The sequence below is a fragment of the Providencia sp. PROV175 genome (assembly GCF_032707045.1).
Classification (GTDB): Bacteria; Pseudomonadota; Gammaproteobacteria; order Enterobacterales; family Enterobacteriaceae; genus Providencia; species Providencia hangzhouensis.
Window position 1 is genome coordinate 3,280,504 of record NZ_CP120533.1, and the last position, 24,538, is coordinate 3,305,041.

Here is a 24,538-nt window from a genome sequence, read left to right on the forward strand (position 1 = left end):
ACCTGTTGAAATAAATCAATATATTTTAAATTATAAAAACATCCTCACTAGGTATACTTGAAAAATTTTCTTCGCCCATAGAATTTGCAAATTTACTTTCTAATAAAATAACATTTAAACTTGCTATATCATTATAATTAATTGAAAAACTAGCCATACCTTTACTCATAATATTCATCCTTAATAAAACCGAAGACAAAAACCTTAACTTCATTCATTATATCCCTCCATTGGTTATACTTATCAAAACCAAATTTAATCTCTGCAAGTATACCTTTTTCTAATATTGAAAAACTCATATTACAACTTGAATATTTATTTTCCAATGGTAGCCATAAGCATTCTAAGATAGCAATAACTTCATTTTCTTTTTCGAACCAAAAAAAAGATCTTTTCTTTTGAGTTTTTTTTCCACTATATAACCTTTCAGATACGTTATAATCATCAAAATATTCAACATATTGAAGGTCAGAATCATCGTCATAAAATATTTGACTTCGCTTTCCTAAATATGATGCATTTAGATAATTTTTCATTTTTTGTGTTAATGAATAATCTTTCTCTCTAATTGGTCTCAATATAATTCTTATCGTTTTTTCATCTATTTCAAGGTGAAATTTTTTTTGGGGATCAACACTTGTCATATAAGGCCAATGCGTTATTAATGTTAATTCTCTAAAATTAGCATCACATCCTTCTTTATTTTCAACAAACCTTGGGTCAAAATAGCTATACCCTTCATATTCAGCAAATGGAAAAACATACTTACTAGGAACTTCGATAATATTCCTATTAAACTGCCCACAAACAAAACCGGGGCGGTTCTCGCCATAAGTAATGCAAGAGAATAGTAATAAAGATAAAATTAAACTAAAATATAGTTTCATAATAGCTAAAACCTTATTTTTATATAAACCTTGGTCATTAAACTTATATTATTTTAAATCATTAATTTAGAATAGTATGATTTTCATTAGCAATCTAATATCCTTTTCAACACTAAAATGCTTTCTTATTTAAGATATCTCATTACAAACCCTTTTGATTTTAACAAAATTTTTTCCCACTGATGAATCTTATTCAAATTGATATCTATTTGAAAATAAGCATCAATTTCTGGGATACGCCCATTTATATCACATCGATGATAACCTCCTTTTAAAGTCAGCCAGTGACATTTAATTACACTTATTACTTCATTTTTATTTTCAGACCAATACACTCGAGTTTTATCTTGATAATTTTTCCCTTTATACGTTATTGCATTTTCTCTTAAGTACTCAACAAAGTAGAGATCAAGTTCATCATCATAATAAACATCACTTCTTGTACCAAAATAACCACTGTTTATTGCATTATCCCTAAATTTATTCATTGTTGTCATATTATCTGTCATTGGTTTTACTGCTATTTTTATTTCCTCTATGTTTTTGTCTAATCCCATTCTATCGACGGGTTTCATTTCCGGCCATGTCATTCTTAAAGGCAATACAGTGAAGTTAGCATTACATCCTGTTTTATTATTAACTGCTCTACGGTCAAAATAGCTATACCCCTCGTACTCCGTAATAAAATCAATATATTCTAGAGGTACTTCTACAATATTCCCATTAAACTGCCCACAGACAAAACCGGGACGATTATCAGCGTAACTATTTATTGAGATTAATAGCATAAGACAATTAACTGTAATTTTAATTAGATAACTAATTATTAGTTCAAATCTCATACTTACACCTATTAAAATAAACTAATCATACATAATCTCTAGATTCTTACTAACCATTAAAATTCGGGTAACATTAGATAAATCTGTTGATATTAATTCTAAGTTTCCCTGCCTACGGTCGCGACCATTCATATTTTTACCCCCTAATTTTTAATATATTCAGATAAAAATAGCCTTACCTTGTTTTGAATAGTCTCCCAATTAACAAGATTTGAAAACTCAAATGAAACACTATATTTAAGACCAAACTCAGGCATTAATGATAATAATTTACAACGCCGATAACTATCATCTAACTGTCTCCATGAACACTCCATTAAAACATTGACTTCACCATTATCTTCATCCCAATAGTAACCATACTTTATTATATGACATCCACTTTATTACCATTAATATGTTTAAACTCAATAGAAACCTCATTAAAATAAAGTTCTAATTCCTCATCATAATATAGTTCACCCTTTCTTTTAAGCCTCCCCATATTTAGGTATATATTTTTTTATGACTGAAATATTTTTCAGGGTCACTATTTAATGGCTCAACATAGACTTCTATCATTTTAACATCATGGCTGACTTCACTAAATGGCTTTAAATCTGGCCATGACATCCTCATTGGCAGAATTCTAAAATTAGCCTCACACCCTTTTTTATTTTCAATAAACCTTGGGTCAAAATAACTATACCCTTCATATTCAGCAAATAAAAAAACATACTCGCTAGGAATTTCTATAATATTCTTATTAAACTGCCCACAAACAAAGCCCGGTCTATTTTCTGCATAAACATTTATAGAAATTAATAATAGAAATACATTAATAATTAACTTAAATATATAGTTGATAAAAACACCAAATTCCATAACTTCACCTATTGAACTAATTTAATAATAATTAAATTATAAAAACTAGAATAATAAAATATAATTTCCAATCATGATTTAAATGATATAATTACGCGCTCAAGTCTATTAAGCCATCTTTTGCTTTTTTCGATCTTATCTAAATCCGATACATTTTTCATTTTATTCCAAAGAAATAAAAATACTTTTTTTTCACTTTCATGGGAATCATTCGCCAATGCATTTAGCATGTCATCCCAAATTTTTTGATTAGTTTCATGATCTAAGACATCAAAAACATCTGCAAAGAACCAAGCATCAAAGGGCATATCACAGGCTGCAAATGCTTTTTTATTTATTTCAGCAGCCTCTTGATAACTAATATCCCTGCGAGTCGTAGTACTGCCATTTTCAAAACGTTTTAAAAGCACTTCTAGATGAGCTAATGCGTGTTCATAATGGTATTTATTAAAATCTTTATTTGATAATGGTTTATTATATTCAACCATCACTTGCTTCATATATTCTCTAATCAAAATAATAAAAATACCTATTTCTTTCTTACTATTATAAGAATTTTCAATATTATCTGATTTTACTTTCTCTTTTTTGTTTGTTAAAAAGCCATTTCCATATGACAGATTGCAAAGAGAAATAATCAATAATATGAATATTATTAATATGTTTTTAATTTTCATCTATGATTTACCCCAAGATTGAAATATAAATTAATAACCCTAAGCTAAAACAGTTAAAAACATGCAGCAATATATGATATTTGAAAATATAATTTCGCTTACAGTAAACTAATTTTTTCACTCACTAACTCATTAAAAATAGAGAAAAAAACATTAAGAAAATTTATCCATAAGGAAGTTAAACCATTGTTTAAAAACCCGCTGAGATAAAAAGAATTCATTCATACTTGGCTAACCGTGATCTACCTACCGTAATGCGTATGCCGTTATCGGCTTTCATTCCCTTCCGCGCATAAACTCCTTATCATATGCACAATATTTTTCAGTAAATTTTTTAACGCTTTTTTATCATTATTTACTGTACATATTTGCTGTTTAGCTTAGGATCTACCCTGACTTTGTTGATTAATCGTCCGAAGAGTGATATTTCATGGAACATGAGTACGAAACAAAACGCCCTCTCTATATACCCTACGCTGGCCCAATTTTGCTTGAATTCCCTTTGCTGAATAAAGGAAGCGCCTTCACCGAAGAAGAGCGTGCAAATTTTAACTTGCATGGTTTACTTCCTGAACAAGTTGAAACCATCGAAGAACAAGTTGAACGTGCCTACCGCCAATTAATTGATTTTAAATCAGATATTGATAAACACATTTATCTGCGAAATATTCAAGACACCAACGAAACCTTATTTTATCGCCTTATAGATGCTCACCTCACTGAAGTAATGCCTATTATCTATACCCCAACCGTGGGTGAAGCTTGTGAGCATTTCTCTGACATTTATCGTCGTGCACGTGGTTTATTTATTTCTTATCCAAATCGTGAATACATCGACGACATGCTACAAAACGCCACCAAACAAAATGTGAAAGTGATTGTTGTTACTGATGGCGAACGTATTTTAGGCCTTGGTGACCAAGGTATCGGTGGTATGGGCATCCCAATTGGGAAACTCTCTCTCTATACCGCGTGCGGGGGTATCAGCCCTGCTTATACCTTACCTATTGTTATTGACGTAGGAACCAACAACCCACAGCGTCTGAATGACCCTCTGTATATGGGATGGCGTCACCCACGTATTACGGGTGATGAATACAACGAGTTCCTTGATGAATTTGTTCAGGCAGTTAAACGCCGCTGGCCAAATGTATTATTACAATTTGAAGATTTCGCTCAGAAAAATGCGATGCCTTTATTAACCCGTTACCGTGATGAGCTATGCTGTTTCAATGATGATATTCAAGGCACCGCGTCAGTTGCATTAGGTAGCTTAATTGCCGCCAGCCATGCCGCAGGCAGTAAGTTAAGTGACCAACGCGTGACTTTCTTAGGTGCAGGCTCAGCGGGTTGCGGTATCGCAGAACAAATTATCGCTCAAATGAAATCTGAAGGGTTAAGCGACGAAGAAGCGCGTTCGCGCATTTATATGGTTGATCGTTTTGGTTTATTAACCGATAAACTGCCTAATTTACTCGATTTCCAAGCCAAATTAACCCAAAGCAGTGGAAATTTAACCGACTGGGATGTTAACAGTGACTCAATTTCACTGTTAGATGTGGTACGCAATGCCAAACCAACCATATTGATTGGTGTATCTGGCCAAGCTGGGTTATTCACAGAAGAAATCATTAAAGAGATGCATAAGCACTGTGAACGTCCTATCGTGATGCCGTTATCTAACCCAACATCACGCGTCGAAGCTCGCCCTGAAGACATTATCAATTGGACTGATGGCAAGGCCTTAGTCGCAACAGGAAGTCCATTTAGCCCAGTGTCTTACAAAGACCAAGTGTTCCCAATTGCACAATGTAACAACTCCTATATCTTCCCGGGTATTGGTCTTGGTGTGATTGCCTCTGGTGCTAAACGTGTCACTGATGGCATGTTAATGGCTGCCAGCCGTGCTCTCGCCAGCTGTTCGCCACTAGCCAAAAATGGTGAAGGTGCGCTATTACCTCTACTGTCTGATATTCAAGATGTATCTCGCATTATTGCTAAACAAGTGGCAAAAGAAGCACAGATCCAAGGTGTGGCAACGGTCACCTCTGATAGCGCATTGGATGAAGCCATTGAGCGTAATTTCTGGAAACCAGAGTACCGTACCTATAAACGGACCTCGTTTTAATTTGTCATAACGGTATTGATTGAAAGGGGCTCTTTAGAGCTCCTTTTTTGTTTTTTATAGATCCGAAAAAACGAATGTCTGTTTTCTCAGATAATGATAAATTGCGCTAAACAAATCACTTATTTAAGATAATGGCCATGACTGATTAATAGGATATTGACATGACTGGCGACCTCAATGCTGCTATTCCACAGAAACCTAAGTTTTCCCTATGGGCAATAGCCCTAACACTTTTTATTGCGGTGCTAAATATTGTTGTTTATTTTTACCAGCTCAATTATGCCGCCCCACTCGGTTCCCAAGAAAATAACTTATTGTTATTTGGTGCCAATGTTTACCAACTTTCATTAACGGGGGATTGGTGGCGTTATCCAGTCAGTATGGTATTGCACTCAGGTGGTATGCACCTTGCTTTAAATACATTGGCCTTGTTTGTTATTGGGATTGAATGCGAACGCACCTATGGAAAATTTAGGATGCTCGCAATATACCTATTTTCAGGTATTGGCGCGGCATTTTTTAGCGCTTATTGGCAATACAGTGAAGCCATTAACGCCGCAGCAAACCGCGCGTCAATGAATGCATGGAATAGTTTATATTTACCTGACAACACGGTATATATTACCGTTGGTATTGGCGCATCTGGAGCCATTATGGGGTTAGCTGCCGCTTCCGTAATTTATTTATTAAAAGGGATAAATAACCCAAACCTCTCTCTTGAAGAGCGCAACCAATTAAAACGCCCGCTATATAATATTATTGGGATGATTGCGCTAACTCTCATCAATGGTTTGCAGTCAGGTATTGATAACGCTGCTCATATTGGTGGAGCAGTACTTGGCGCTGTTATTAGTGGCGCTTTTGTACTTGCGCCCCAAGCAACCGTCCGGGCAAAACTACTCTCTAGCGGTGTCATTGTACTTATAGCTGCCGCCTTACTGGCCATAACACTAAGCCAGTTTTCTTCCCTACAAGACGAAGACCTGAACTATGAGCGCCAGTTTATTTACCAAGAAATGGCAAAAGAACTTAATCAGCGATAAAAATACCGTTTTTTCGTAAGAGATTAGTCCTATTATTGATACCGTCAATAATAGGACGCGTAAATCTAGAAAGTGAATAAATTCATTGTCATCATTACTGCACTACAGATAATTAATAACAATGTAATGTATTGGAAAGTACGTTCAGATAAACGGACCAGTAAATATTTAGCTAATGGCATCACAATCAATGCCCCTGCACACAATATCAGCGCCAGTTTTAAATCCGTATAGCCATCTTGCGCATAAGCTAAAGCAGAGGAACCAGACAACACGGTTGTTACAAAAATCGATGTACCAATTGCTTGCTTAATATTCAGTTGCATATAGCGCAGCAACATAGGGAGAACAACCACCCCACCACCAACTCCAGTTGCACCAAGTACAACACCCGCTAGGATAGCCGGCACAGCCATGGATTTTAGCTGATCCCCTTTTGCCGCTTCTTGCTTGATGATCGAAACAAAAAATATTCGCTGAACAAATAAATATAGCGAAAAAATAATGGCAGCAGCCACTAACAGGTTAATACCCCACTCGACTTGTTTTTCATACCCCGGTAATCCCCCCAACCATGTAACAAACAGACTTGAGAGAAATGTGCTCGGCAACATAATCGCTAATACAATCATAGCGCCTTTAAAGGGGATATTGCCTAATCGAAAATGCATATAAGAAGAAGAAACCTTCATTAGCATCGAAAGGAAATTGGCAGTGGCTACTGCCGCTAGTGCATTTAGCCCAAAAAAATAGGTCAGTATCGGTAAGACAATCACACCACCACCGACACCCGTTGTGCTGATAATCAGCCCAATAAGTGCGCCTATCGCTAACTCCGTTACAATCATTAACTCTTGCCTTGTATCAGTGCTCGTCGCCCTTTTTGTAATGCTTCATTTGCATCACTATCTGCTAACGTGAGGTATTTAAAAAATAATGTATCGAAAGTAATCATCTGTAACACTTGGGGGGTGATGATGCCTAATTGGGAATGTTGCTCATCATAAAAATAAGGCAAGGCGAAGTCCGCTAACTTTATCGCTTCATCTTGACCAAAACGTGTCAGTGCGACTGTCGGACAACCTGTTTCTTTTGCAGCACGAAGCATACTATTGATTTCTTGAGTATTTCCACGCGCCGTTACTGCAATAGCTAGGTCTTCCGGCCCCAAATTTGCCGAGTAACTTAGCTGAACATGCAAATCATAACTAAACAGTGCGTGTTTATTAATGCGAATTAATTTATGGAAAATATCACTGGCAACAATGGCTGAAGACCCGACACCAAACAGCACGATACGTTTGGCCTGAAACATTTTTTGCGCGATGGTATCTACGACAGAGGGCTCAAGTAAATCCAGTGATTTTTCAATAGCCGAAATAAACATTTGCCCTGTTTTGGCGATAATCTGAGAGGTATCATCGTGACGACTCAGATTACCGTATAAACTTTCTGCTTTGTGTTGCTTCTCATCCGACAAATAATCAACTTTAAATTCAGGATAGCCACGGTACCCCATTTGGCGTGAAAAGCGGATAACAGATGCACTACTGACCCCAGCCGCCTGTGCCAATTCCGCTGCATTCATCGCGATAAGACTTTCGCGGTTATCCAGCAAAAATGTGGCAATACGTTGTTCTGTGCCTTTACCGCGTGTCTGCAAGCTTTCCAGTTTTACCGTCAGTGTCGACATGGCTTTTCCTTCTAATTATTTTTCTGGATCAGTGAAGCCTATTATCATACTGGCAATGAACCCGACAATCCATGCACCTGCAACAGCAATTAAGAAATCCAATATTTGGCCATCACCCACTAATGGAATTAATGATAACCCTGCTGTTCCAAAAGGAATGATGATCCCGACATGGAAGAACGCCATTAATGCCCCGCCAGCTGCGCCACCAATACAACCTGCAATGAATGGTTTACCTAATGGTAATGACACACCAAATAAAAGCGGTTCACCAACACCAAAAATACCCACAGGTAACGCACCGACTAAGGTTTTCTTCAAGCGTTGGTTTTTGGTTTTTAAATAAACCCAGAAACACGAACCCACTTGCCCCATTCCCCCCATCGCTAAAATTGGGAACAAGTAATTCAGACCAAAAGTTTGTAAAATTTCAGCGTGAATTGGGATCAAACCTTGATGTAAACCCGTTAGTAATAAGAATAAGAAGCTTCCCCCCAAGATACCGCCAGTCGCCACGGCACCACCGCCACTATTTAATAAAGCGACAGAAACACCTTGAGCCAAAATTTGGTTTAAGTAATGTCCTGCGGGTTGGAACACCACAATTGCGACCATCGCAGAGACTAAAATGGTCACAAATGGCGTCACGATAAGGTCTAAGCTTTCTTTAATAATGCTCCTAAACCACACTTCAAATTTAGAAGAGAAAACGACCACCATGAGCACTGCAAAAATACCCCCGCTACCCGGGACTAATTTCGAACCAAATAAGGTGATATCCGCTAACCCCGGCATCGAAAGTAACCCAGCCATGACCGCACCAATTGAGGTAGATGCACCAAGCTCTTTCGCGGTATTCACCCCAATCATAATTGAAAGATAAACAAAGACTGCGCTACCAATCAATTTTAATAACTTAAATAACTCAGGGAATTGGTCGACAACCCCCGGAGCAACCAAGCGGACGATATTGATTAGCCCCATAATTAGACCACAACCAATCAACGCTGGAATAGTAGGAACAAATATAGCGGCTAACGTATTCAACGTACGGCGAATGGAAAACGCTTTTTTCTCCGCCGGTGCTGCATTTTCTGATGTCGTAGAGGTGCTACCTTGCATACGTTTGTTCATCACCGAAAAAACTTTCGCTGCGGTTCCCATCCCAACAATCACTTGTTGCTGTTCACCATTAAAAATAACACCTTTTACGCCCTCAATTTGTTTCAAGGACTCAGCATCAAATTTACTGTTATCTTTTAAAACTAAACGGATACGCGTCATACAATGAGTTAATGTTGCCACGTTCTCAAAGCCGCCCGCATATTTTTCTATTTCTCTGGCGAGTACTTCCAGATGTTCTATCTTATTAGCCATATGATCCCCCTGATGTTGACTGAGCCAATAACCCTGCTCTTCAACATGCTATCCCATTACTTAACGGTAATTGCTAACATGCTATCCAAGGTGGTATTTGGATGTTGTTGAACGATATCCGTCGCTTGCTGTGCATTAATTTGTAGCTCATGCATTAAAATTGCGCGTCGTGGATGATAATCCACTTGCGCTAATAACCCTGCCGCGGTGTGTTCATCAATACCGCAGACTTCACTCACAATCCGTTCTGCGCGGCGCAGTAATTTGATATTACTGGCAACAACATCAACCATTAAATTAGTATGAATGCGACCTAGTCTCCCCATCACACAAGTACTTAGCATGCCTAAAATCATTTTTTGCGCAGTACCACTTTTCATACGAGTCGAACCCGATAACACTTCAGGGCCAACATCGGGGGCAATTGCCAATTTTGCTACGTCACTTAATAACCCTCTTCCTCGCGTGGTGATAGCCACCGTTAACGCACCGATTTCATTAGCGTATTCAATACCCGCTAAGGTAAATGGTGTACGTCCACTCGCGGCAATGCCCACCACGACATCTTTGGCACAAAGTTGGCGTTTTTTTAGCTCAGCAATCGCTGATTCTGCTGAATCCTCAATATTTTCAACCGCTTTTAGCATTGCATCTTGGCCACCCGCAATAATCGATTGCACCATTTCAGGTGAAGTACCAAATGTGGGTGGACATTCTGCACTATCTAATACGGCTAACCTACCGCTAGTACCCGCGCCAATGTAAAACAAACGTCCACCTTGCTTTAAGCACTCAGCAACAGCGTCAACCACTTGAGCAATCGCAGGTAGCACAGCCTGAATGGCACCTGCAACCGTGCTATCAGCTTGGTTAATGACGTTCACCATCGATAGCGTATCCAAACGTGAAAACTGCTGTGTTTCCTGATTGAATTCATTGTGTAGACAGTTACTCAGAGTATTTTCGGCTAGAGACATTCAAACGCCCTCATGAAATTTAATTTCATTAAAAAATACATCATATGAATTTTAATTTCAATTCAAATCACAGCAATTTCGTACCACTTAATTGCGGGTTATGATCTTTCTCACAATAATAGGTTTGTATTGAAAAATACCGGTGACAAAAGCCACCGGCGATAATGCTATTTTACGAACTTACAGGTTCCGAAGGCTGATGGGATGTGAAAATCAGGTTTAACGGAATCAGGTTTGATCCAGCTAATCCATTTACGCACTTGCTTAGGTTCACCCGCGCTGAACTCTCCACGCAAAATGGCACACATTAGTGTCTGTTTGTCTGCGTCTTGCCATAAATCGAGTTTAGTGAATTCATCTAAATCAATTTTTCCCGTTAATACATAACCATTTGGCGTTATTTCACCCACGGTTTGTAATGTTTCCCAGTTCCAACTCGGGTCAACTTCACGGTAATAATTAGCTTTTGCATCGAAAGTACGCCCTTTCGGGTCCATTTCAGCCGTGTAATAAGGTTTTAATTCAGGGCTAGTCGCGAAAAAGAGTTCGACTCGGTCAGAATCTAACACCGCTTGGTCTTTATCTGGGTTATCACCTAACTGAATATCTTTATCATCTGCAATAAAACGGAAATATAGTGCGTCATCACTCCATAAAGCGCGAAAATCTGTTTTGGGAGCCACTTCCTTTTCCCATGGGTAAGTAAAATCGGTTAATACTTCTGCTTTTTCCCAGACTTCAGTACTTTTAGTCGCATCATTGAGTGATTTTAACTGATCGGTATGATTGATTTGGTACTCTTTTGCCGCCACACTTGCTGTAACAAGCACAGCGCTCGCGGCTAGTAATGTCGTTAATTTCATACTTTCCTCACCTATCGGATTAGAGAACTGTTATTCACAAAAAACCGCCAAAGAAACAATATTTCACAGAACAAACAAAATATAGAATTAAAATTTCATAATATATAGCTTCATTCTATAAAAACTATCATGATGTGAAGCCGCTCACTCTTTAATGAGAATGTGATTTATCTTTTTCATCCAATGTCTGATTAATTTTAATTCAATTATTAGGCTTAATATTAGTCAACTTCGATTGGTATTCAGACATTGACATGACTTTACGTTACGCGACTTGCGTCACTAATTTAAGTCAAGTAGCCTAAAGACACAGGCCTATTGGGGCTGACAATTTCGGATTATGACTTTTTATTATCAAGGCTAGGACATGAGGAAACGTCTGTTTTTTGGTCTTATTATTATTGCAGGGATCGCATTTACGACCATAATGTTGCTTGATCGCTGGATAAGCTGGGATACCGCCCCCTATATCTATGAAGATGTAGAAAAATTGCCTGCGCGCGATGTTGGGATGGTACTTGGCACATCCAAATATTATGCCTCTGGAGTTAATAACCTCTATTATACCTATCGCATTAAAGGCGCAGCAGAGGCATACCACAGTGGAAAAGTTAAATATTTGCTCCTCAGTGGTGATAATGGCGCTCATAATTACAATGAGCCAATCAACATGCGTAAAGATTTAATTAAAGAAGGGGTTCCAGCCTCTAAAATCGTGCTCGATTTCGCAGGTTTTAGGACATTAGACTCCGTAGTACGCACTAAAAAAGTGTTTGATACCGATAATTTTACGATTATTACCCAGCGTTTTCATTGTGAACGCGCGGTCTTTATCGCCAAACATAAAGGTATTGATGCACAATGTTTAGCAGTTCCGACACCTTCTGGAATGTATAGAGTGAGAGTGCGTGAAGTGTTTGCACGGCTAGGCGCTCTGGCGGATTTATATATCTTAAAACGGGAACCTAAATTTTTAGGTGAACAAGAATCCATCCCAGCCCCCATTAAGATGCCAGCAGGAATTAAAGGCTATCCGGCGGTTTCACCGGATGAAGTCAATAAATTGAATTAGACCTATAAGTAGATGAACCTTCATCTACTTATTAACTTTCCCGTCAATTTGCGCCAACACCATTCAAGTGGCCCCTGGCTAAAAAACATTAACCAATAATAAGAAAACAATAAATTTGCTCCCCAAATAACGGGAACCAAAACAAGTAATTCAACCCGTGTAAATTGCCCAAAATAGCCTAAGTGGTAAAACAGTGTGGTACAAATTAGCGTTTGCAAAATATAATTACTCAACGCCATACGACCCACATATTGCAGCCCATGGATTACTTTGTTGTTTACCACTATCCCCCAAAAGCCATACACCAGAGCTATATATCCTAAAGATTGAAATGGAATAACTAGCTCATTAATAATATAACCAATGATTGATGTTGAAAAATAGCTCCAATTGAATTGGCTTTGCATGTATAGCGAAACTATTTGGACCAATATAGATGGCAAGATAAATATGCAGGCTATTTTGCGATAATGTTGAGCGGTGAATTGCCCTCGTAACCAACCATTTTTCATTAACAACGCGCCAATAATCATCAACGCAGATAATTGCCAGCCATATTGGATAACCAACATTTCAACCATCTTGAGCATCTCTGATGCTCGATAATACACACCATCCATTCCCCCAGAGGTATGTATAGTATATTCAAATGCTAATTGCTTATCCGAGGTTTGCCAAAAACCTGAGGGATCTACACCACTTCCCAACACGAGCAAGATAACTAGCCCAATCAAATATAGTGACAATGCTATTTTCAATAAAAAACCATCATCATATTGATTAAGCAAATAGGTTACCAACAAGCCCGTTAATGCATAGGCCAAAAGAATATCACCGTCCCAAAAGCCAACCCCATGAATCATCCCGAACAGAGCTAAAACAAATAAACGGCACTGATTCCAACGAAGAGAACGAGGCTGCAACAACACGAGAGTTGCCCCAAAAAGGATGGAAAAAATAGCGAGAACTTTGCCTTGAAAAAGGACATTGAAAATCCCCCAGAGGTAAGCCTCTGAGTCGGGTGTTTTATTGGTGTAATAAGGGTTTAAATACGCCGCTTGTGGTAAAGCAAAAGCAAAGATATTCATTAAAAGAATACCTAAAATCGCCATACCACGAACAGCGTCAAGTTGGCCAATGCGACTTGACGGCGTCGTTGCTGTCATAAATTATAAGTGACGCACTGCACGTAAAAATTCTTGCCGTGTATTTTGGCTTGATTTAAATAACCCGCCTAATGACGTTGTTGTTGTTGCACTTGTCGCGTCACGAATACCACGTGCTTTCACGCAATAATGCACTGCATCGATACAAACAGCTACATTTGTTGTTCCCAATAATGTTTGCAAAGCAACCAAAATTTGCTGTGTTAAGCGCTCTTGCACTTGTGGACGCTGTGAGAAAAATTGCACAATTCGATTAATTTTCGATAAACCAATGACTTTATCTTTTGGAATATAGGCAACCGTAGCCTTTCCATCAATCGTAACAAAATGGTGCTCACAGGTACTTGTTAACGTAATATCACGCACAGTGACCATTTCATCCACTTTCATTTTATTTTCAATTAAAGTGATTTTTGGAAAGTTTGCGTAATCAAGCCCTGAAAAAATTTCATCAACATACATTTTTGCGATGCGACGAGGGGTATCAGCTAAACTGTCATCGGTTAAATCCAAATTCAGTAGCGTCATGATCTCTGTCATGTGCCCTTCAATCAGTTTCTTACGTTCGTCGCCTGATTTTGGCTGGATACGTAAAGGCGTTTCTAGGCCTCTAGCCTCCAGCGCGGCATGAACTAATTCGGCCTCTTTACTCAGAGATGACATGTGATCCTCCACAAATGGTATAACTATTTTTATAAAATGCAGGTGTGCGGTACTCTAAAACAGCAGGTAGAGATAATCCAGTACAACATCGTTAATCGCTGTGAAATATTTGCATTTAGCCCTGTAATTTATTCACAAGATGAATACATACATTAAAAGGTTTTACACCTTATATAAGGTGATTAGTAGCACATTTTTTATCAATGTTTTAACCTTGAATGGCGATAAACGAATAAACTTGAAATGATTAACGCAATAAATAATCTAAAAATTGGTCATTTCATGTGTAATTTTGTCTACGTTAATGCCTCCCTGTTCGTTAAATCTAACCAAAAGCTATCTGTAATCAATTTCTATTCATTCACGCACTAATGGATTTCTGCCATAATATGCATCACGAACACATTTTAAAGCCTCAAGGCAGATAACAATAATGAGGGTCATTATTTATGGATCAGTGTCATACTAACGATTTGATTTCTCTAGATGTTGCATTGGAAAAATTACTATCTCAAACGAAAACCGTCACAGATACAGAAATCATTCCACTGACCTCCTCTGCACAACGTATCATTGCGACAGACCTGATTTCCCCTATCAATGTTCCACCATTTGATAATTCTGCTATGGATGGTTATGGCTTACGTTTCGCCGATTGGGATGGTAAAACGCCAATGCCTGTAGCAGGTAAATCTTTTGCGGGTAACCCGATGGAAGGTGAACTAAAAGCAGGTTGCTGCGTACGTATTATGACAGGCGCACCAATTCCACAAGGAGTGGATACCGTTGTGATGCAAGAATCTACACAACAAACGGACCAAGGTATTGTATTCACCCAACCAATTAAACAAGGTAGTAATATCCGCAAAGCAGGGGAAGATATCACCCAAGGCAGTGCCGTATTCCCTGCAGGCACCTTACTAACGACCGCTCAGCTACCTTTAATTGCTTCACTGGGGATTGCAGATGTCACCGTATATCGTCGCCTTAAAGTTGCCGTTTTTTCAACGGGCGATGAGCTACAAGCCGTTGGCCTTCCTTTAGCAGATGGGCAAATTTATGATACTAACCGTTTCACCGTTCGCCTGATGCTTGAAAAACTTAACTGCGAAGTACTTGATCTAGGTGTGATACCGGACTCGCCAGAAAAACTCAAACAAACCTTTATCGAAGCTAACCAACACGCTGATTTGGTCATCAGTAGTGGCGGCGTTTCCGTGGGTGAAGCTGACTATACCAAACAAATTTTGGATGAATTAGGCACGATTGGTTTTTGGAAGTTAGCCATTAAACCAGGAAAACCCTTTGCTTTTGGTAAGTTAAGTGACGCTTGGTTTTGTGGGCTACCGGGGAACCCTGTTTCTGCCGCACTCACCTTCTACCAATTGGTTCAACCACTGATTGCACGCCTTTCAGGACACAGCCAATGGCGTGCCCCGCTACGCTTCAAAGTTCCGGTTACCACCGCGTTGAAGAAAAGCCCGGGCCGTTTAGATTTTCAACGAGGAATTCTAACCGCTAATGAACAAGGACAATTGCAAGTCGCCACGACGGGTCACCAAGGCTCACACGTGTTTAGTTCATTTAGTTTAGCTAACTGCTTTATTGTCCTTGAAAGAGAACGTGGCCGTGTTGAAGCGGGTGAAATGGTTGAAGTCGAAATGTTTAACTATTTATTAAAAAGTGAATAATAACAGTGCAAGAGCTTAGCGATCCGGAAATGTTGCGGTACAACCGCCAAATTATCCTCCGTGGATTTGATTTCGATGGGCAGGAAAAACTTAAAGCTGGCAAAGTACTGGTTATTGGTCTTGGCGGTTTAGGCTGCGCTGCAACTCAATACCTTGCTGCTGCTGGTGTCGGTCATCTAACATTGGTGGATTTCGATACCGTGTCATTGTCTAACTTGCAACGGCAAATTTTGCACCGTGACGTCACCATTGGTACACCGAAAGTTGATTCAGCTAAAGCGCAACTTGCTGCCATTAACCCATATATTCAAATTGACACCGTCAATGCACAACTTGATGATGCACAACTTGATGAATTAATTATGCATCATGATGTGATCTTAGACTGCACAGATAACGTTGCCATTCGTGAACAGCTCAACCGCTTGTGTTTACCACGAAAAAAACCACTGGTTTCAGGTGCTGCTATTCGCATGGAAGGGCAATTATCTGTTTTCACTTATGAAGAAAACACCCCTTGCTATCACTGTTTAAGCCGTTTATTTGGTGAAAATAACTTAACTTGTGTGGAAGCAGGGGTTATGTCCCCTTTAGTCGGGACCATTGGTACGCTAGAGGCGATGGAAACCATTAAATTATTAGCTAATTATGGGAAAGTTAATTCAGGAAAAGTATTGCTATTTGATGCAATGACCATGGATTTTCGCCAATTTAAACTTAGCAAAGACCCGCATTGTGAAGTCTGTGCTAAAAGCTAACTGCTAAATTTTCGGGCAAGTTGGCTTTTCTCATCATTCAGGCGAGGCTTTTCTCGCCTTTTTCCTATTTTTATTACATCAAAATTAAGAATAATCCGAAAAAATAATTTAATTGCCCTTTCACCTTATACTATCTCTCTTTTGTGGTGCTTGATGGTTTAAATATCACCACTGTTTATTCTTTTGATAAAGTTACTGAGAGTATGAATATGCAATTCCCTCCTTGCCCGAAATGCCAGTCTGAATACACCTATACTGATAACGATATGTATATCTGCCCTGAGTGCGCGCATGAATGGAATGATGCCGAACCTGTAGCTGATATTGATGAATTGATTGTAAAAGATGCCAATGGCAACCTGTTAGCTGATGGTGATACCATCACGGTTATTAAAGATCTCAAAGTCAAAGGCAGCTCTTCTATGCTAAAAATTGGTACCCGCGTTAAAGGTATCCGTTTGGTCGAAGGCGACCACAATATCGATTGTAAAATTGATGGTTTCGGTCAAATGAAATTGAAATCTGAGTTTGTGAAGAAAAACTAAGTTTACTTCACCCATTAAAAAGCCCTCAGATTTTGAGGGCTTTTGTGTTTCTAATCCCAAAAAACAGATTTAGATAACCACACCTTGGCTTGTCAGGTATTCATCATAACTACCTTTGAAATCAATGACTTTATCTTCTTTAATTTCTAAAATACGACTCGCTAACGAGCTAACAAACTCACGGTCATGAGAAACGAAAATTAACGTACCTTTGTATAATTCGAGGGCTAAGTTTAATGACTCGATAGATTCCATATCCAAGTGGTTGGTTGGCTCATCCATAATCAAAATATTTGGCTGTTGCATCATTAACTTACCAAATAACATACGCCCTTGTTCACCACCGGATAACACTTTAACTTTCTTTTTAATGTCATCTTGAGAAAACAGTAAACGGCCTAAAATACTGCGCACCGCTTGCTCGTCATCCCCTTCACTTTTCCACTGACTCATCCAGTCAAACACGGTTAAATCCGTTTCAAAATCTTCTGCATGGTCTTGGGCATAGTACCCGATACTGCTGTTTTCTGACCATTTAACCATCCCGCTCGTTGCAGGCTGTTCACCCACCAGCGTTTTTAAGAATGTCGTTTTACCGATACCATTAGCACCAATGACAGCCATTTTTTCGCCAACTTCCAGTAATAAATTGACGTTTTTGAATAATGGCCCTTGGTCATAACCATTGGTTACAGCTTCTAATTCAAGCGCATTTCGGAACAATTTTTTCTCTTGTTCAAAACGAATAAATGGATTTTGTCGGCTAGACGCTTTCACTTCATCCAATTGAATTTTATCAATTTGACGTGCGCGTGAAGTCGCTTGTTTCGATTTAGATGCGTTAGCGCTAAAGCGGCTAACAAAAGATTGCAGTTCTGCAATTTGTGCTTTTTTCTTCGCGTTATCTGCCAGTAAACGCTCACGTGCTTGAGTTGCCGCGATCATATATTCATCATAGTTACCAGTGAATAAACGCAATTCACCGTAATCTAGATCAGCCATATGGGTACATACGGTATTTAAAAAGTGCCTATCATGGGAAATAATGATCATAGTACAGTTACGATCGTTCAGCACTTGCTCTAACCAACGAATCGTATCGATATCCAAGTTATTCGTCGGCTCATCGAGTAATAAGATATCTGGGTCAGAAAATAGGGCTTGTGCCAACAGCACACGCAGTTTCCAGCCTGGTGCAACTTCACTCATCGGCCCATAGTGTTGTTCGACAGGAATACCTACACCCAACAATAATTCACCGGCACGAGCTTCCGCGCTATAACCGTCCATTTCACCATAAGCGACCTCTAGATCAGCCACGCGGTAGCCGTCTTCTTCGCTCATTTCAGGTAAGGCGTAGATTCTATCGCGCTCTTGTTTGACGTCCCACAGCTCGCTATGACCCATAATCACGGTATCAAGTACGGTAAATTCTTCAAATGCGAACTGATCTTGGCGAAGTTTACCAATACGCTCATTTGGATCGGTCGTACTCACATTTCCAGCTGTAGGGGTTAAATCGCCCCCTAAGATCTTCATAAATGTGGATTTACCCGCTCCATTTGCGCCGATCAAACCATAACGGTTGCCTGTGCCAAATTTAACTGAAATGTTTTCAAACAGTGGCTTACTGCCAAACTGCATAGTGATATTGTTCGTTGTTAACACTGCTATGCCTTAAATTAAACGGTGTAAAATAGCCTGCGATGATTAGAGGCCCATGACTGCGGCGTGCAAAATAACCCAAAATAATGATTTGAGCAGTAAAATGCATTCCATGCATGGTCATTAGAGTACGGCAGGTATAAATAGCGGCGCATTATGCCATATTACGCCGCTTAGATCTTGTGCTGTTTTCAGCAAATTGATTAACACGAAAGGAAAGACCGATTATATTGCCAAACTATAGTGTGATCCCCATAGTACGACTGATTTCAGTAAGCCCTTCTCGTTCATAAAATTTAATCGCTTTATGGTTTTGCGCTAACACTGACAACTCCAAGTGGCTTAGTTGTCGACTTTTTGCCCAGGCTTTCATCGCATTTAGTAATTTTTGCCCTGCTTTTTCACCACGGAAATTAGGAGCAACCACTAGGTCAAAGATATAACCAAAATTTCGAGGAACAATGCAGCTATAAGGGTCAGCGATTTGCTGTTGTGCAATACAAAACCCTTTAATCTCACCGTTGAATTCAGCAACTAACACATAAAATTTATCGTCAATAATTGCATTTTCAATAAATTCCTTAGCCTGTTCAGCGGGTTGTAAGCGCTCAGGGTCAAGTAATGCCATCTCCGAAAACAAAATTTGGTAAAGTGAAAGAATAGAGTCCACATCATTTTTGATAGCTTCCCTTATCATGCATTCCTCTCTGTTATTTCAGTATTGATGCTAGTCGTAGGTTTTAATTGATGGGGCAATATAAGATTCAAAACTTTCTAATAATTCAGCGGGAGAATCATTCACAATCGCCATATGACGGTATTTTTCATGGAGGAAACCTTCATCTGCCATCTTATTTGTCATATCAATCAATGACTGCCAATAATTATTAATATTAAATAAAGCGCATGGCTTAGCATGCAAACCAATTTGGCTCCAAGTAAATACTTCTGCGTACTCTTCAAGCGTGCCATAACCGCCAGGCAAAGCGACAAAGGCATCCGCAAGCTCAATCATTTTACTTTTACGCTGATGCATCGTTTCAACTTTATACAACTCAGTTAAATTCTTATGAGAAATTTCACGTTCTTCTAGCAATGATGGGATCACCCCAATCGCTTTTCCCCCTAATGACAATACGGTATCAGCAACTGTCCCCATAATTCCCACGCTCGCTCCACCATAGACTAACGTGATATCACGTTTAACCATTTCTTTAGCAAACTCAATGGCTTTTTGCTGATAGACCTCATTTTTTCCCATACTGGAACCACAATACACTGCAATACTTTTAATTTTTCCCATTTGTTCCTCATTTTCCATTTTTATTGTGACTTTTTAGTTAAAGCACTGAATTATACGAGCCTAATACAGAAGCTCAAGCTTCACTCTTCGCCATAATAAAATGAGACTAACTCATGTTTATAGCACTGCTATTCACCTAAACCAACATGTTGACAACCAATAGAGCACATTTACCCCCTTATTCTCTATAGCTAAACCATAAACAAATATAAAGCCGTGCTGTTTTATGAGATAATCTTTAAGAAATTATTTTTCATCACTGAATACTTATTTTCTAAATATTTATTATCAATTAAGTTACGTTTTCCGAGGTTTACTTATTTATGTCTGCCGACACTAAAAAGAGCGCATTTCCGCTATTACCTATAGGGTTATTACTGCTTGCAATGACCTCTATTCAAAGCGGAGCTTCTTTAGCTAAAACTTTATTTCCTGTTATCGGCGCTCCCGGTGTTACTGGTTTACGTTTATTGCTTGCTACTATTATTTTGTTCGTTATTTTTAAGCCTTGGCGTTTAAAATTCAGAAAAAATTCGCTAGTTCCATTGCTTGCTTATGGGTTATCCCTAGGTACGATGAATTATTTGTTTTACCTATCTCTTGAACGAATTCCATTAGGGATAGCTGTTGCTTTAGAATTTACTGGTCCTTTAGCCGTTGCGATGTTTTCTTCTCGCCGTCCGATTGATTTTTTATGGATAGCCCTTGTTATTGTTGGGTTATTATTCTTACTTCCAATCGGCGATAATATTGATTCCATTGATACACTCGGTGCTCTCTATGCTCTCGGAGCCGGTGTCTGCTGGGGGTTATATATTATATTCGGGCAACGTGCAGGAGCGGGTTACGGTGCAGCAACCGTTGCAATAGGTTCATTTATTTCTGCCATGATCTTCTTCCCTATCGGCTTAATGCAAACAGGTGTCGAGGTGATGTTCGACCCCTCAATTTTACCTATTGCACTAGCAGTCGCGATTTTATCAACCGCATTTCCTTATACATTAGAAATGATCGCGCTAACGCGTTTACCAGCCCGAACTTTTGGTACATTGATGAGCCTTGAACCTTGTATGGGCGCATTTTTAGGAATTGTTTTCCTAAATGAGCACTTAACGATGACTCAATGGTTGGCATTATTATGTATTGTCTGTGCTTCTATTGGTTCCACCTCAACAGCGGTACCAAAGTCAAAAATCGAAAAAGTGTCCTAGTCACTAAAAACTATAAGCAAACAAAGACAATCAAGGTTAATAAATTCGATATATAGATATTTATTAACCTTTTTTCGTGTAAAGTTTTATTCATCAATTTGAAATAATCTATTTTTATTTCTAGTTTATGCTTTAAATAAAAATTTATCATCTCTATCGCACTTATTGTCAAAAACGATTAGTACCGAAGATCCACAATTAATTAACGGTTAATAAAGTATATCGAATAGACCTATTAAATTAATCGTTTATTACATTATGACAAATTAGTTTGGTTATTTTATATTTATTGACAGATGAGGTTACTAAACAAATTCATATTTAAGAGAGGATGAATCATGAGCACAGCTAAATTATTTAAAGCATCTTCAAATGAACTTTTATATACACGTAATGATATGGAAGACAGCGTAAAATTGGAAACCATTGGAATTCTTAATGTTATGGTGGTCCATTTTACCGATCTCTCTCTAATGACTAAACAAGCCCACTGGAATATGCGTGGCCGTAATTTTATTGCTATCCATGAAATGCTAGATGGCTTTAGAACCACGTTAGTTGAACATTTAGATGAATTCGCAGAGCGCGCGGTTCAATTGGGAGGTGTTGCTATTGGTACAACGCAAGAAGTTAACCGCTTCACCTCGTTAGAAGCTTACCCAATTAATATCCATAGCGTACAAGACCACTTAAAAGCGTTAGCCGACCGCTATGCTATTGTCGCAAATGATATCCGTAAAGCCATTGATGAAGTGGAAGACGAAGACACTGCGGATATGTTTACCGCAGCTTCCCGCGATATGGATAAATTCCTCTGGTTCTTAGAAGCAAATATTGAGTAATGTCGTAAATAGAGTCAATTAAAATTGACCAATGGCCACTGTAGAGTGGCCATTTTATTTGCAAGTCATTAACTATAATCAAACTGTTATTCAAATACCTAAAAATAAAATAAGTTAACTTAGTTATTTACTGTTTTTAGGTATCTCAGGTTGTTCTATAGGAAATACAGGTAATGCATTTAATAGCCTTTTACCATAATTTTTAGTTAGCAAACGTTTATCATAAATAATAATTTCACCATAGCACTCATGACTACGAATCAACCTACCTGCTTGCTGTATCAAGTTAAATGAGGCGCTAGGTAAACTTTGTACTTCAAATGGGTATCGCTTCAATGATTTCAACCAATCCCCTTCGGTGATAATCACAGGGTTTGTTACTGGTGGAAATGCAATTTTATGGATATGGACCTGAGTTAAATATTCCCCTTTTAGGTCTAACCCCTCAGCAAACGATTGTAAGCCAATTAAGGCACTAGATTGCCCTTGGTTAATTCTTTCGCAATGAGTTTCGACTAACCGGTAACGTGGTTGATCTCCTTGAACTAAAAGCTGCAAACGCAAATCCTTTACATGCTCAAGAAAACCTTCCATCGCTCTTTGGCTACTAAATAAAACCAGTACTCCACGGTGAGTATTTTTAGCAAATTGTTCACGGAAAAATACTGCCATTTCCGCTAAGTGTTCAGCTTCAGTGTTTATCGTTGGCTCATATTCCATTTTAGGAATAATAATTTTTCCTTGCTCAACATGGTTAAAAGGAGAAGATAATGTCACAAAGCGGTCATCACTTTTTTCGGATAACCCAGTAAGTTCCATAAAACGTGAATAACTGTTCAATGACCTCAGTGTTGCCGAGGTAATCACAATATGAGGAACATTTCGCCATAACAAATGTTGTAATTGTTCGCTGACTCGGATCCCTGCACAATGCATAAAGAAGCGAGATTGGTTTTTCTCATAACGCCGACTTAACCATTTTGATACAGGGGCACCTGAACTTTGTTCTAATGCCGCCAACCGCCAAAGCTTCGACATATTTTCAAAGTACCCCATAGCCCTACTAGTCACAATAATGGAGCGATGTAAGCGGACAATATCTTGCTTCGCAGTTTGTTCCGTCAAATCATTTAAGATGGCTTCCGCCAGTCCCTGTAATGCATCAGTTTGCTTAAACAAGGCCTGACAGCTCAGTTGCATAGCTTCAGGCAATACACCAAGCGGAAATAAATATTCAGTTTCTTTTGATGTTTCTGGTAATAATGCATTCGCTAATAATGAGAAATCACGAAATGTTTCACGTAATTTTTCTGCATGTTGCTGTAACCGTTCGGGGTTAGCTAACTTTGGTGGCTTCGCCGGACGAAATTGCCCCATGTACTGCCCAACATGCTGAATAAAGCTATCAAGCTGTGCCGTTAGTTGAACTAACGTAATTTCGCCTTCAACTTCAAGGGCATCCCTTGCAACATCCGGAACATGATGGCCTTCATCAAGCACTAATAATAAATTTTTCGGGTCAGGTAATACCGATTCACTTTCCATTGCAGCCATAACTAACGCATGATTAGCAACCACCACATCGGCATCTTCGATTTCCCGCCTAGCAATAAAAAATGGGCAACGCTGATAAAATTGACAATTACGACCTAAACAATTCATTTTATCTGTGCTGACTTTGCGCCATAAGCTATCACTAAATGCACGTTTGTGGTGATCCCTTAGCCCATCCCATGCAAAACTCTGAAAGTCATGCCGCAGTTGCTGACAAATAGCCCGCTCTTCACTATTCGCAATTTCTGTTTTATCTTCCACCAATAACATTAAATCAATTTGTTCGCCTTCCGCGGCACAAATAGCTTCTAAATTACGAGGGCAAACATAACGAGCACGCCCAAACGCCCCTGTATATTTTAAATCAGGAATAATTTTGCTTAATAAGGGTAAATCTTTACTATAAATTTGGTCTTGTAATGCCACATTCGCCGTACTGATCACTAAGGTTTTACCTTCTTCCCTACCAACCGCTATCCCTGGTATTAAATAAGATAGCGTTTTACCCACCCCAGTAGGCGCTTCTATAACCAAATGGCGGCCGTCATCATCTGCTAAATTTTTTGCGACTTGCGCGATCATCTGCCGCTGCGGTGATCGGGAAACAAACCCGTCAATTTGTACGGACAACCCTTTATACCACTGAGTTATTTGTTCTTTAGTTTTATTCGACAGGGACATAAATTATGCAGGTGACCAAAGTTAAAATGAAAGATA

The 24,538-nt window shown here is 38.8% G+C and carries 24 protein-coding genes; 8 read left to right on the forward strand and 16 right to left on the reverse strand.

Annotation, left to right across the window (positions count from 1 at the left end; genetic code table 11):
* Positions 1–25: 25 nt before the first annotated feature.
* The 5 genes from P3L44_RS14870 to P3L44_RS14890 form a co-directional block, all read right to left on the reverse strand.
* Positions 26–169: a hypothetical protein gene (locus P3L44_RS14870; RefSeq protein WP_272661726.1), complete on the reverse strand. Its 144-nt coding sequence runs from the start codon at positions 167–169 to the stop codon at positions 26–28.
* Positions 162–887: a hypothetical protein gene (locus P3L44_RS14875; protein WP_272661725.1), complete on the reverse strand. Its 726-nt coding sequence runs from the start codon at positions 885–887 to the stop codon at positions 162–164. The genes P3L44_RS14870 and P3L44_RS14875 overlap by 8 nt, the downstream gene beginning before the upstream one ends.
* Positions 888–1,012: 125 nt before the next feature.
* Positions 1,013–1,729: a hypothetical protein gene (locus P3L44_RS14880; protein WP_272661724.1), complete on the reverse strand. Its 717-nt coding sequence runs from the start codon at positions 1,727–1,729 to the stop codon at positions 1,013–1,015.
* Between the two features lie 486 nt (positions 1,730–2,215).
* Complete coding sequence (locus tag P3L44_RS14885; protein ID WP_272661723.1) at positions 2,216–2,593, reverse strand: hypothetical protein; 378 nt, start codon at positions 2,591–2,593, stop codon at positions 2,216–2,218.
* 71 nt (positions 2,594–2,664) lie between these two features.
* Positions 2,665–3,270, reverse strand: a complete 606-nt coding sequence (locus P3L44_RS14890; RefSeq protein WP_248467852.1) for a hypothetical protein — start codon at positions 3,268–3,270, stop codon at positions 2,665–2,667.
* A gap of 430 nt (positions 3,271–3,700) precedes the next feature.
* Between P3L44_RS14890 and P3L44_RS14895 the strand changes: the two genes are divergently transcribed.
* Both P3L44_RS14895 and P3L44_RS14900 read left to right on the forward strand, forming a co-directional pair.
* A complete protein-coding gene (locus P3L44_RS14895; RefSeq protein ID WP_272661722.1) occupies positions 3,701–5,398 on the forward strand; it encodes an NAD-dependent malic enzyme in 1,698 nt (565 codons plus the stop codon).
* Between the two features lie 161 nt (positions 5,399–5,559).
* The gene (locus P3L44_RS14900) at positions 5,560–6,441 is read left to right on the forward strand and encodes a rhomboid family intramembrane serine protease (RefSeq protein ID WP_153673647.1); all 882 of its coding nucleotides are present in this window, start codon (positions 5,560–5,562) and stop codon (positions 6,439–6,441) included.
* 65 nt (positions 6,442–6,506) lie between these two features.
* Here the strand turns inward: P3L44_RS14900 and P3L44_RS14905 are convergent, their stop codons facing one another.
* The 5 genes from P3L44_RS14905 to P3L44_RS14925 all read right to left on the reverse strand — a co-directional run bounded on the left by P3L44_RS14905 (position 6,507) and on the right by P3L44_RS14925 (position 11,351).
* On the reverse strand, positions 6,507–7,289 hold the full coding sequence (locus P3L44_RS14905; protein WP_272661721.1) for a sulfite exporter TauE/SafE family protein: 783 nt from the start codon (positions 7,287–7,289) through the stop codon (positions 6,507–6,509).
* On the reverse strand, positions 7,289–8,134 hold the full coding sequence (locus P3L44_RS14910; protein ID WP_004256548.1) for a MurR/RpiR family transcriptional regulator: 846 nt from the start codon (positions 8,132–8,134) through the stop codon (positions 7,289–7,291). Before P3L44_RS14910 ends, P3L44_RS14905 begins: the two co-directional genes overlap by 1 nt.
* Positions 8,135–8,149: 15 nt before the next feature.
* Positions 8,150–9,511 carry a PTS transporter subunit EIIC gene (locus P3L44_RS14915; RefSeq protein ID WP_004256550.1) on the reverse strand — a complete coding sequence of 454 codons (1,362 nt, stop codon included), beginning with the start codon at positions 9,509–9,511 and terminating at the stop codon, positions 8,150–8,152.
* Positions 9,512–9,567: 56 nt separating this feature from the next.
* Positions 9,568–10,488, reverse strand: a complete 921-nt coding sequence (murQ, locus tag P3L44_RS14920) for an N-acetylmuramic acid 6-phosphate etherase (RefSeq protein ID WP_004256554.1) — start codon at positions 10,486–10,488, stop codon at positions 9,568–9,570.
* A gap of 167 nt (positions 10,489–10,655) precedes the next feature.
* Positions 10,656–11,351, reverse strand: coding sequence for a sugar-binding protein (locus tag P3L44_RS14925; protein ID WP_094962439.1), 696 nt, complete (start codon positions 11,349–11,351; stop codon positions 10,656–10,658).
* 367 nt (positions 11,352–11,718) lie between these two features.
* Here P3L44_RS14925 and sanA point away from each other — a divergent pair, with 367 nt between their 5' ends.
* Positions 11,719–12,423: an outer membrane permeability protein SanA gene (gene sanA / locus P3L44_RS14930; protein ID WP_140170850.1), complete on the forward strand. Its 705-nt coding sequence runs from the start codon at positions 11,719–11,721 to the stop codon at positions 12,421–12,423.
* 20 nt (positions 12,424–12,443) lie between these two features.
* On the opposite strand, the gene yeiB is transcribed toward sanA, so the two are convergent.
* Together yeiB and folE are read right to left on the reverse strand one after the other, a co-directional pair.
* Positions 12,444–13,589, reverse strand: coding sequence for a DUF418 domain-containing protein YeiB (yeiB, locus tag P3L44_RS14935; RefSeq protein ID WP_272661720.1), 1,146 nt, complete (start codon positions 13,587–13,589; stop codon positions 12,444–12,446).
* Between the two features lie 3 nt (positions 13,590–13,592).
* Complete coding sequence (folE, locus tag P3L44_RS14940; RefSeq protein ID WP_004256561.1) at positions 13,593–14,252, reverse strand: GTP cyclohydrolase I FolE; 660 nt, start codon at positions 14,250–14,252, stop codon at positions 13,593–13,595.
* Positions 14,253–14,701: 449 nt separating this feature from the next.
* Here folE and moeA point away from each other — a divergent pair, with 449 nt between their 5' ends.
* From moeA to P3L44_RS14955, 3 genes are all read left to right on the forward strand, one after another.
* Entirely contained in the window at positions 14,702–15,943 is a 1,242-nt protein-coding gene (moeA, locus tag P3L44_RS14945) for a molybdopterin molybdotransferase MoeA (RefSeq protein WP_140170852.1), read from the forward strand.
* 5 nt (positions 15,944–15,948) lie between these two features.
* On the forward strand, positions 15,949–16,701 hold the full coding sequence (gene moeB / locus P3L44_RS14950; RefSeq protein WP_172412275.1) for a molybdopterin-synthase adenylyltransferase MoeB: 753 nt from the start codon (positions 15,949–15,951) through the stop codon (positions 16,699–16,701).
* A gap of 209 nt (positions 16,702–16,910) precedes the next feature.
* Positions 16,911–17,246, forward strand: a complete 336-nt coding sequence (locus P3L44_RS14955) for a zinc ribbon domain-containing protein YjdM (protein WP_004909208.1) — start codon at positions 16,911–16,913, stop codon at positions 17,244–17,246.
* 69 nt (positions 17,247–17,315) lie between these two features.
* Here P3L44_RS14955 and P3L44_RS14960 read toward each other — a convergent pair whose 3' ends face one another.
* The 3 genes from P3L44_RS14960 to P3L44_RS14970 all read right to left on the reverse strand — a co-directional run bounded on the left by P3L44_RS14960 (position 17,316) and on the right by P3L44_RS14970 (position 20,214).
* Positions 17,316–18,914 (reverse strand): ABC-F family ATPase, encoded by a 1,599-nt coding sequence (locus tag P3L44_RS14960; RefSeq protein WP_140170853.1) that lies wholly within the window; start codon positions 18,912–18,914, stop codon positions 17,316–17,318.
* A 235-nt stretch (positions 18,915–19,149) separates the two neighbouring features.
* A complete protein-coding gene (locus tag P3L44_RS14965; protein WP_140170854.1) occupies positions 19,150–19,608 on the reverse strand; it encodes a GNAT family N-acetyltransferase in 459 nt (152 codons plus the stop codon).
* A gap of 30 nt (positions 19,609–19,638) precedes the next feature.
* Positions 19,639–20,214, reverse strand: a complete 576-nt coding sequence (locus P3L44_RS14970; protein ID WP_140170855.1) for a TIGR00730 family Rossman fold protein — start codon at positions 20,212–20,214, stop codon at positions 19,639–19,641.
* A 323-nt stretch (positions 20,215–20,537) separates the two neighbouring features.
* On the opposite strand from P3L44_RS14970, the gene rhtA reads away from it, so the two are divergent.
* A complete protein-coding gene (gene rhtA / locus P3L44_RS14975) occupies positions 20,538–21,425 on the forward strand; it encodes a threonine/homoserine exporter RhtA (RefSeq protein WP_004256572.1) in 888 nt (295 codons plus the stop codon).
* Between the two features lie 338 nt (positions 21,426–21,763).
* Positions 21,764–22,267 carry a DNA starvation/stationary phase protection protein Dps gene (gene dps / locus P3L44_RS14980; protein WP_004256573.1) on the forward strand — a complete coding sequence of 168 codons (504 nt, stop codon included), beginning with the start codon at positions 21,764–21,766 and terminating at the stop codon, positions 22,265–22,267.
* Positions 22,268–22,390: 123 nt separating this feature from the next.
* On the opposite strand, the gene dinG is transcribed toward dps, so the two are convergent.
* A complete protein-coding gene (dinG, locus tag P3L44_RS14985; protein WP_272661719.1) occupies positions 22,391–24,502 on the reverse strand; it encodes an ATP-dependent DNA helicase DinG in 2,112 nt (703 codons plus the stop codon).
* Positions 24,503–24,538 lie beyond the last annotated feature (36 nt).

Excerpts from the sequence above, each read along its gene's own strand:
- P3L44_RS14870 (WP_272661726.1), bottom strand. The coding sequence starts at position 169 with ATGAGTAAAGGTATGGCTAGTTTTTCAATTAATTATAATGATATAGCA.
- P3L44_RS14875 (WP_272661725.1), bottom strand. The coding sequence starts at position 887 with ATGAAACTATATTTTAGTTTAATTTTATCTTTATTACTATTCTCTTGC.
- P3L44_RS14880 (WP_272661724.1), bottom strand. The coding sequence starts at position 1,729 with ATGAGATTTGAACTAATAATTAGTTATCTAATTAAAATTACAGTTAAT.
- P3L44_RS14885 (WP_272661723.1), bottom strand. The coding sequence starts at position 2,593 with ATGGAATTTGGTGTTTTTATCAACTATATATTTAAGTTAATTATTAAT.
- P3L44_RS14890 (WP_248467852.1), bottom strand. The coding sequence starts at position 3,270 with ATGAAAATTAAAAACATATTAATAATATTCATATTATTGATTATTTCT.
- P3L44_RS14895 (WP_272661722.1), top strand. The coding sequence starts at position 3,701 with ATGGAACATGAGTACGAAACAAAACGCCCTCTCTATATACCCTACGCT.
- P3L44_RS14900 (WP_153673647.1), top strand. The coding sequence starts at position 5,560 with ATGACTGGCGACCTCAATGCTGCTATTCCACAGAAACCTAAGTTTTCC.
- P3L44_RS14905 (WP_272661721.1), bottom strand. The coding sequence starts at position 7,289 with ATGATTGTAACGGAGTTAGCGATAGGCGCACTTATTGGGCTGATTATC.
- P3L44_RS14910 (WP_004256548.1), bottom strand. The coding sequence starts at position 8,134 with ATGTCGACACTGACGGTAAAACTGGAAAGCTTGCAGACACGCGGTAAA.
- P3L44_RS14915 (WP_004256550.1), bottom strand. The coding sequence starts at position 9,511 with ATGGCTAATAAGATAGAACATCTGGAAGTACTCGCCAGAGAAATAGAA.
- murQ (WP_004256554.1), bottom strand. The coding sequence starts at position 10,488 with ATGTCTCTAGCCGAAAATACTCTGAGTAACTGTCTACACAATGAATTC.
- P3L44_RS14925 (WP_094962439.1), bottom strand. The coding sequence starts at position 11,351 with ATGAAATTAACGACATTACTAGCCGCGAGCGCTGTGCTTGTTACAGCA.
- sanA (WP_140170850.1), top strand. The coding sequence starts at position 11,719 with ATGAGGAAACGTCTGTTTTTTGGTCTTATTATTATTGCAGGGATCGCA.
- yeiB (WP_272661720.1), bottom strand. The coding sequence starts at position 13,589 with ATGACAGCAACGACGCCGTCAAGTCGCATTGGCCAACTTGACGCTGTT.
- folE (WP_004256561.1), bottom strand. The coding sequence starts at position 14,252 with ATGTCATCTCTGAGTAAAGAGGCCGAATTAGTTCATGCCGCGCTGGAG.
- moeA (WP_140170852.1), top strand. The coding sequence starts at position 14,702 with ATGGATCAGTGTCATACTAACGATTTGATTTCTCTAGATGTTGCATTG.
- P3L44_RS14955 (WP_004909208.1), top strand. The coding sequence starts at position 16,911 with ATGCAATTCCCTCCTTGCCCGAAATGCCAGTCTGAATACACCTATACT.
- P3L44_RS14965 (WP_140170854.1), bottom strand. The coding sequence starts at position 19,608 with ATGATAAGGGAAGCTATCAAAAATGATGTGGACTCTATTCTTTCACTT.
- P3L44_RS14970 (WP_140170855.1), bottom strand. The coding sequence starts at position 20,214 with ATGGGAAAAATTAAAAGTATTGCAGTGTATTGTGGTTCCAGTATGGGA.
- rhtA (WP_004256572.1), top strand. The coding sequence starts at position 20,538 with ATGTCTGCCGACACTAAAAAGAGCGCATTTCCGCTATTACCTATAGGG.
- dps (WP_004256573.1), top strand. The coding sequence starts at position 21,764 with ATGAGCACAGCTAAATTATTTAAAGCATCTTCAAATGAACTTTTATAT.
- dinG (WP_272661719.1), bottom strand. The coding sequence starts at position 24,502 with ATGTCCCTGTCGAATAAAACTAAAGAACAAATAACTCAGTGGTATAAA.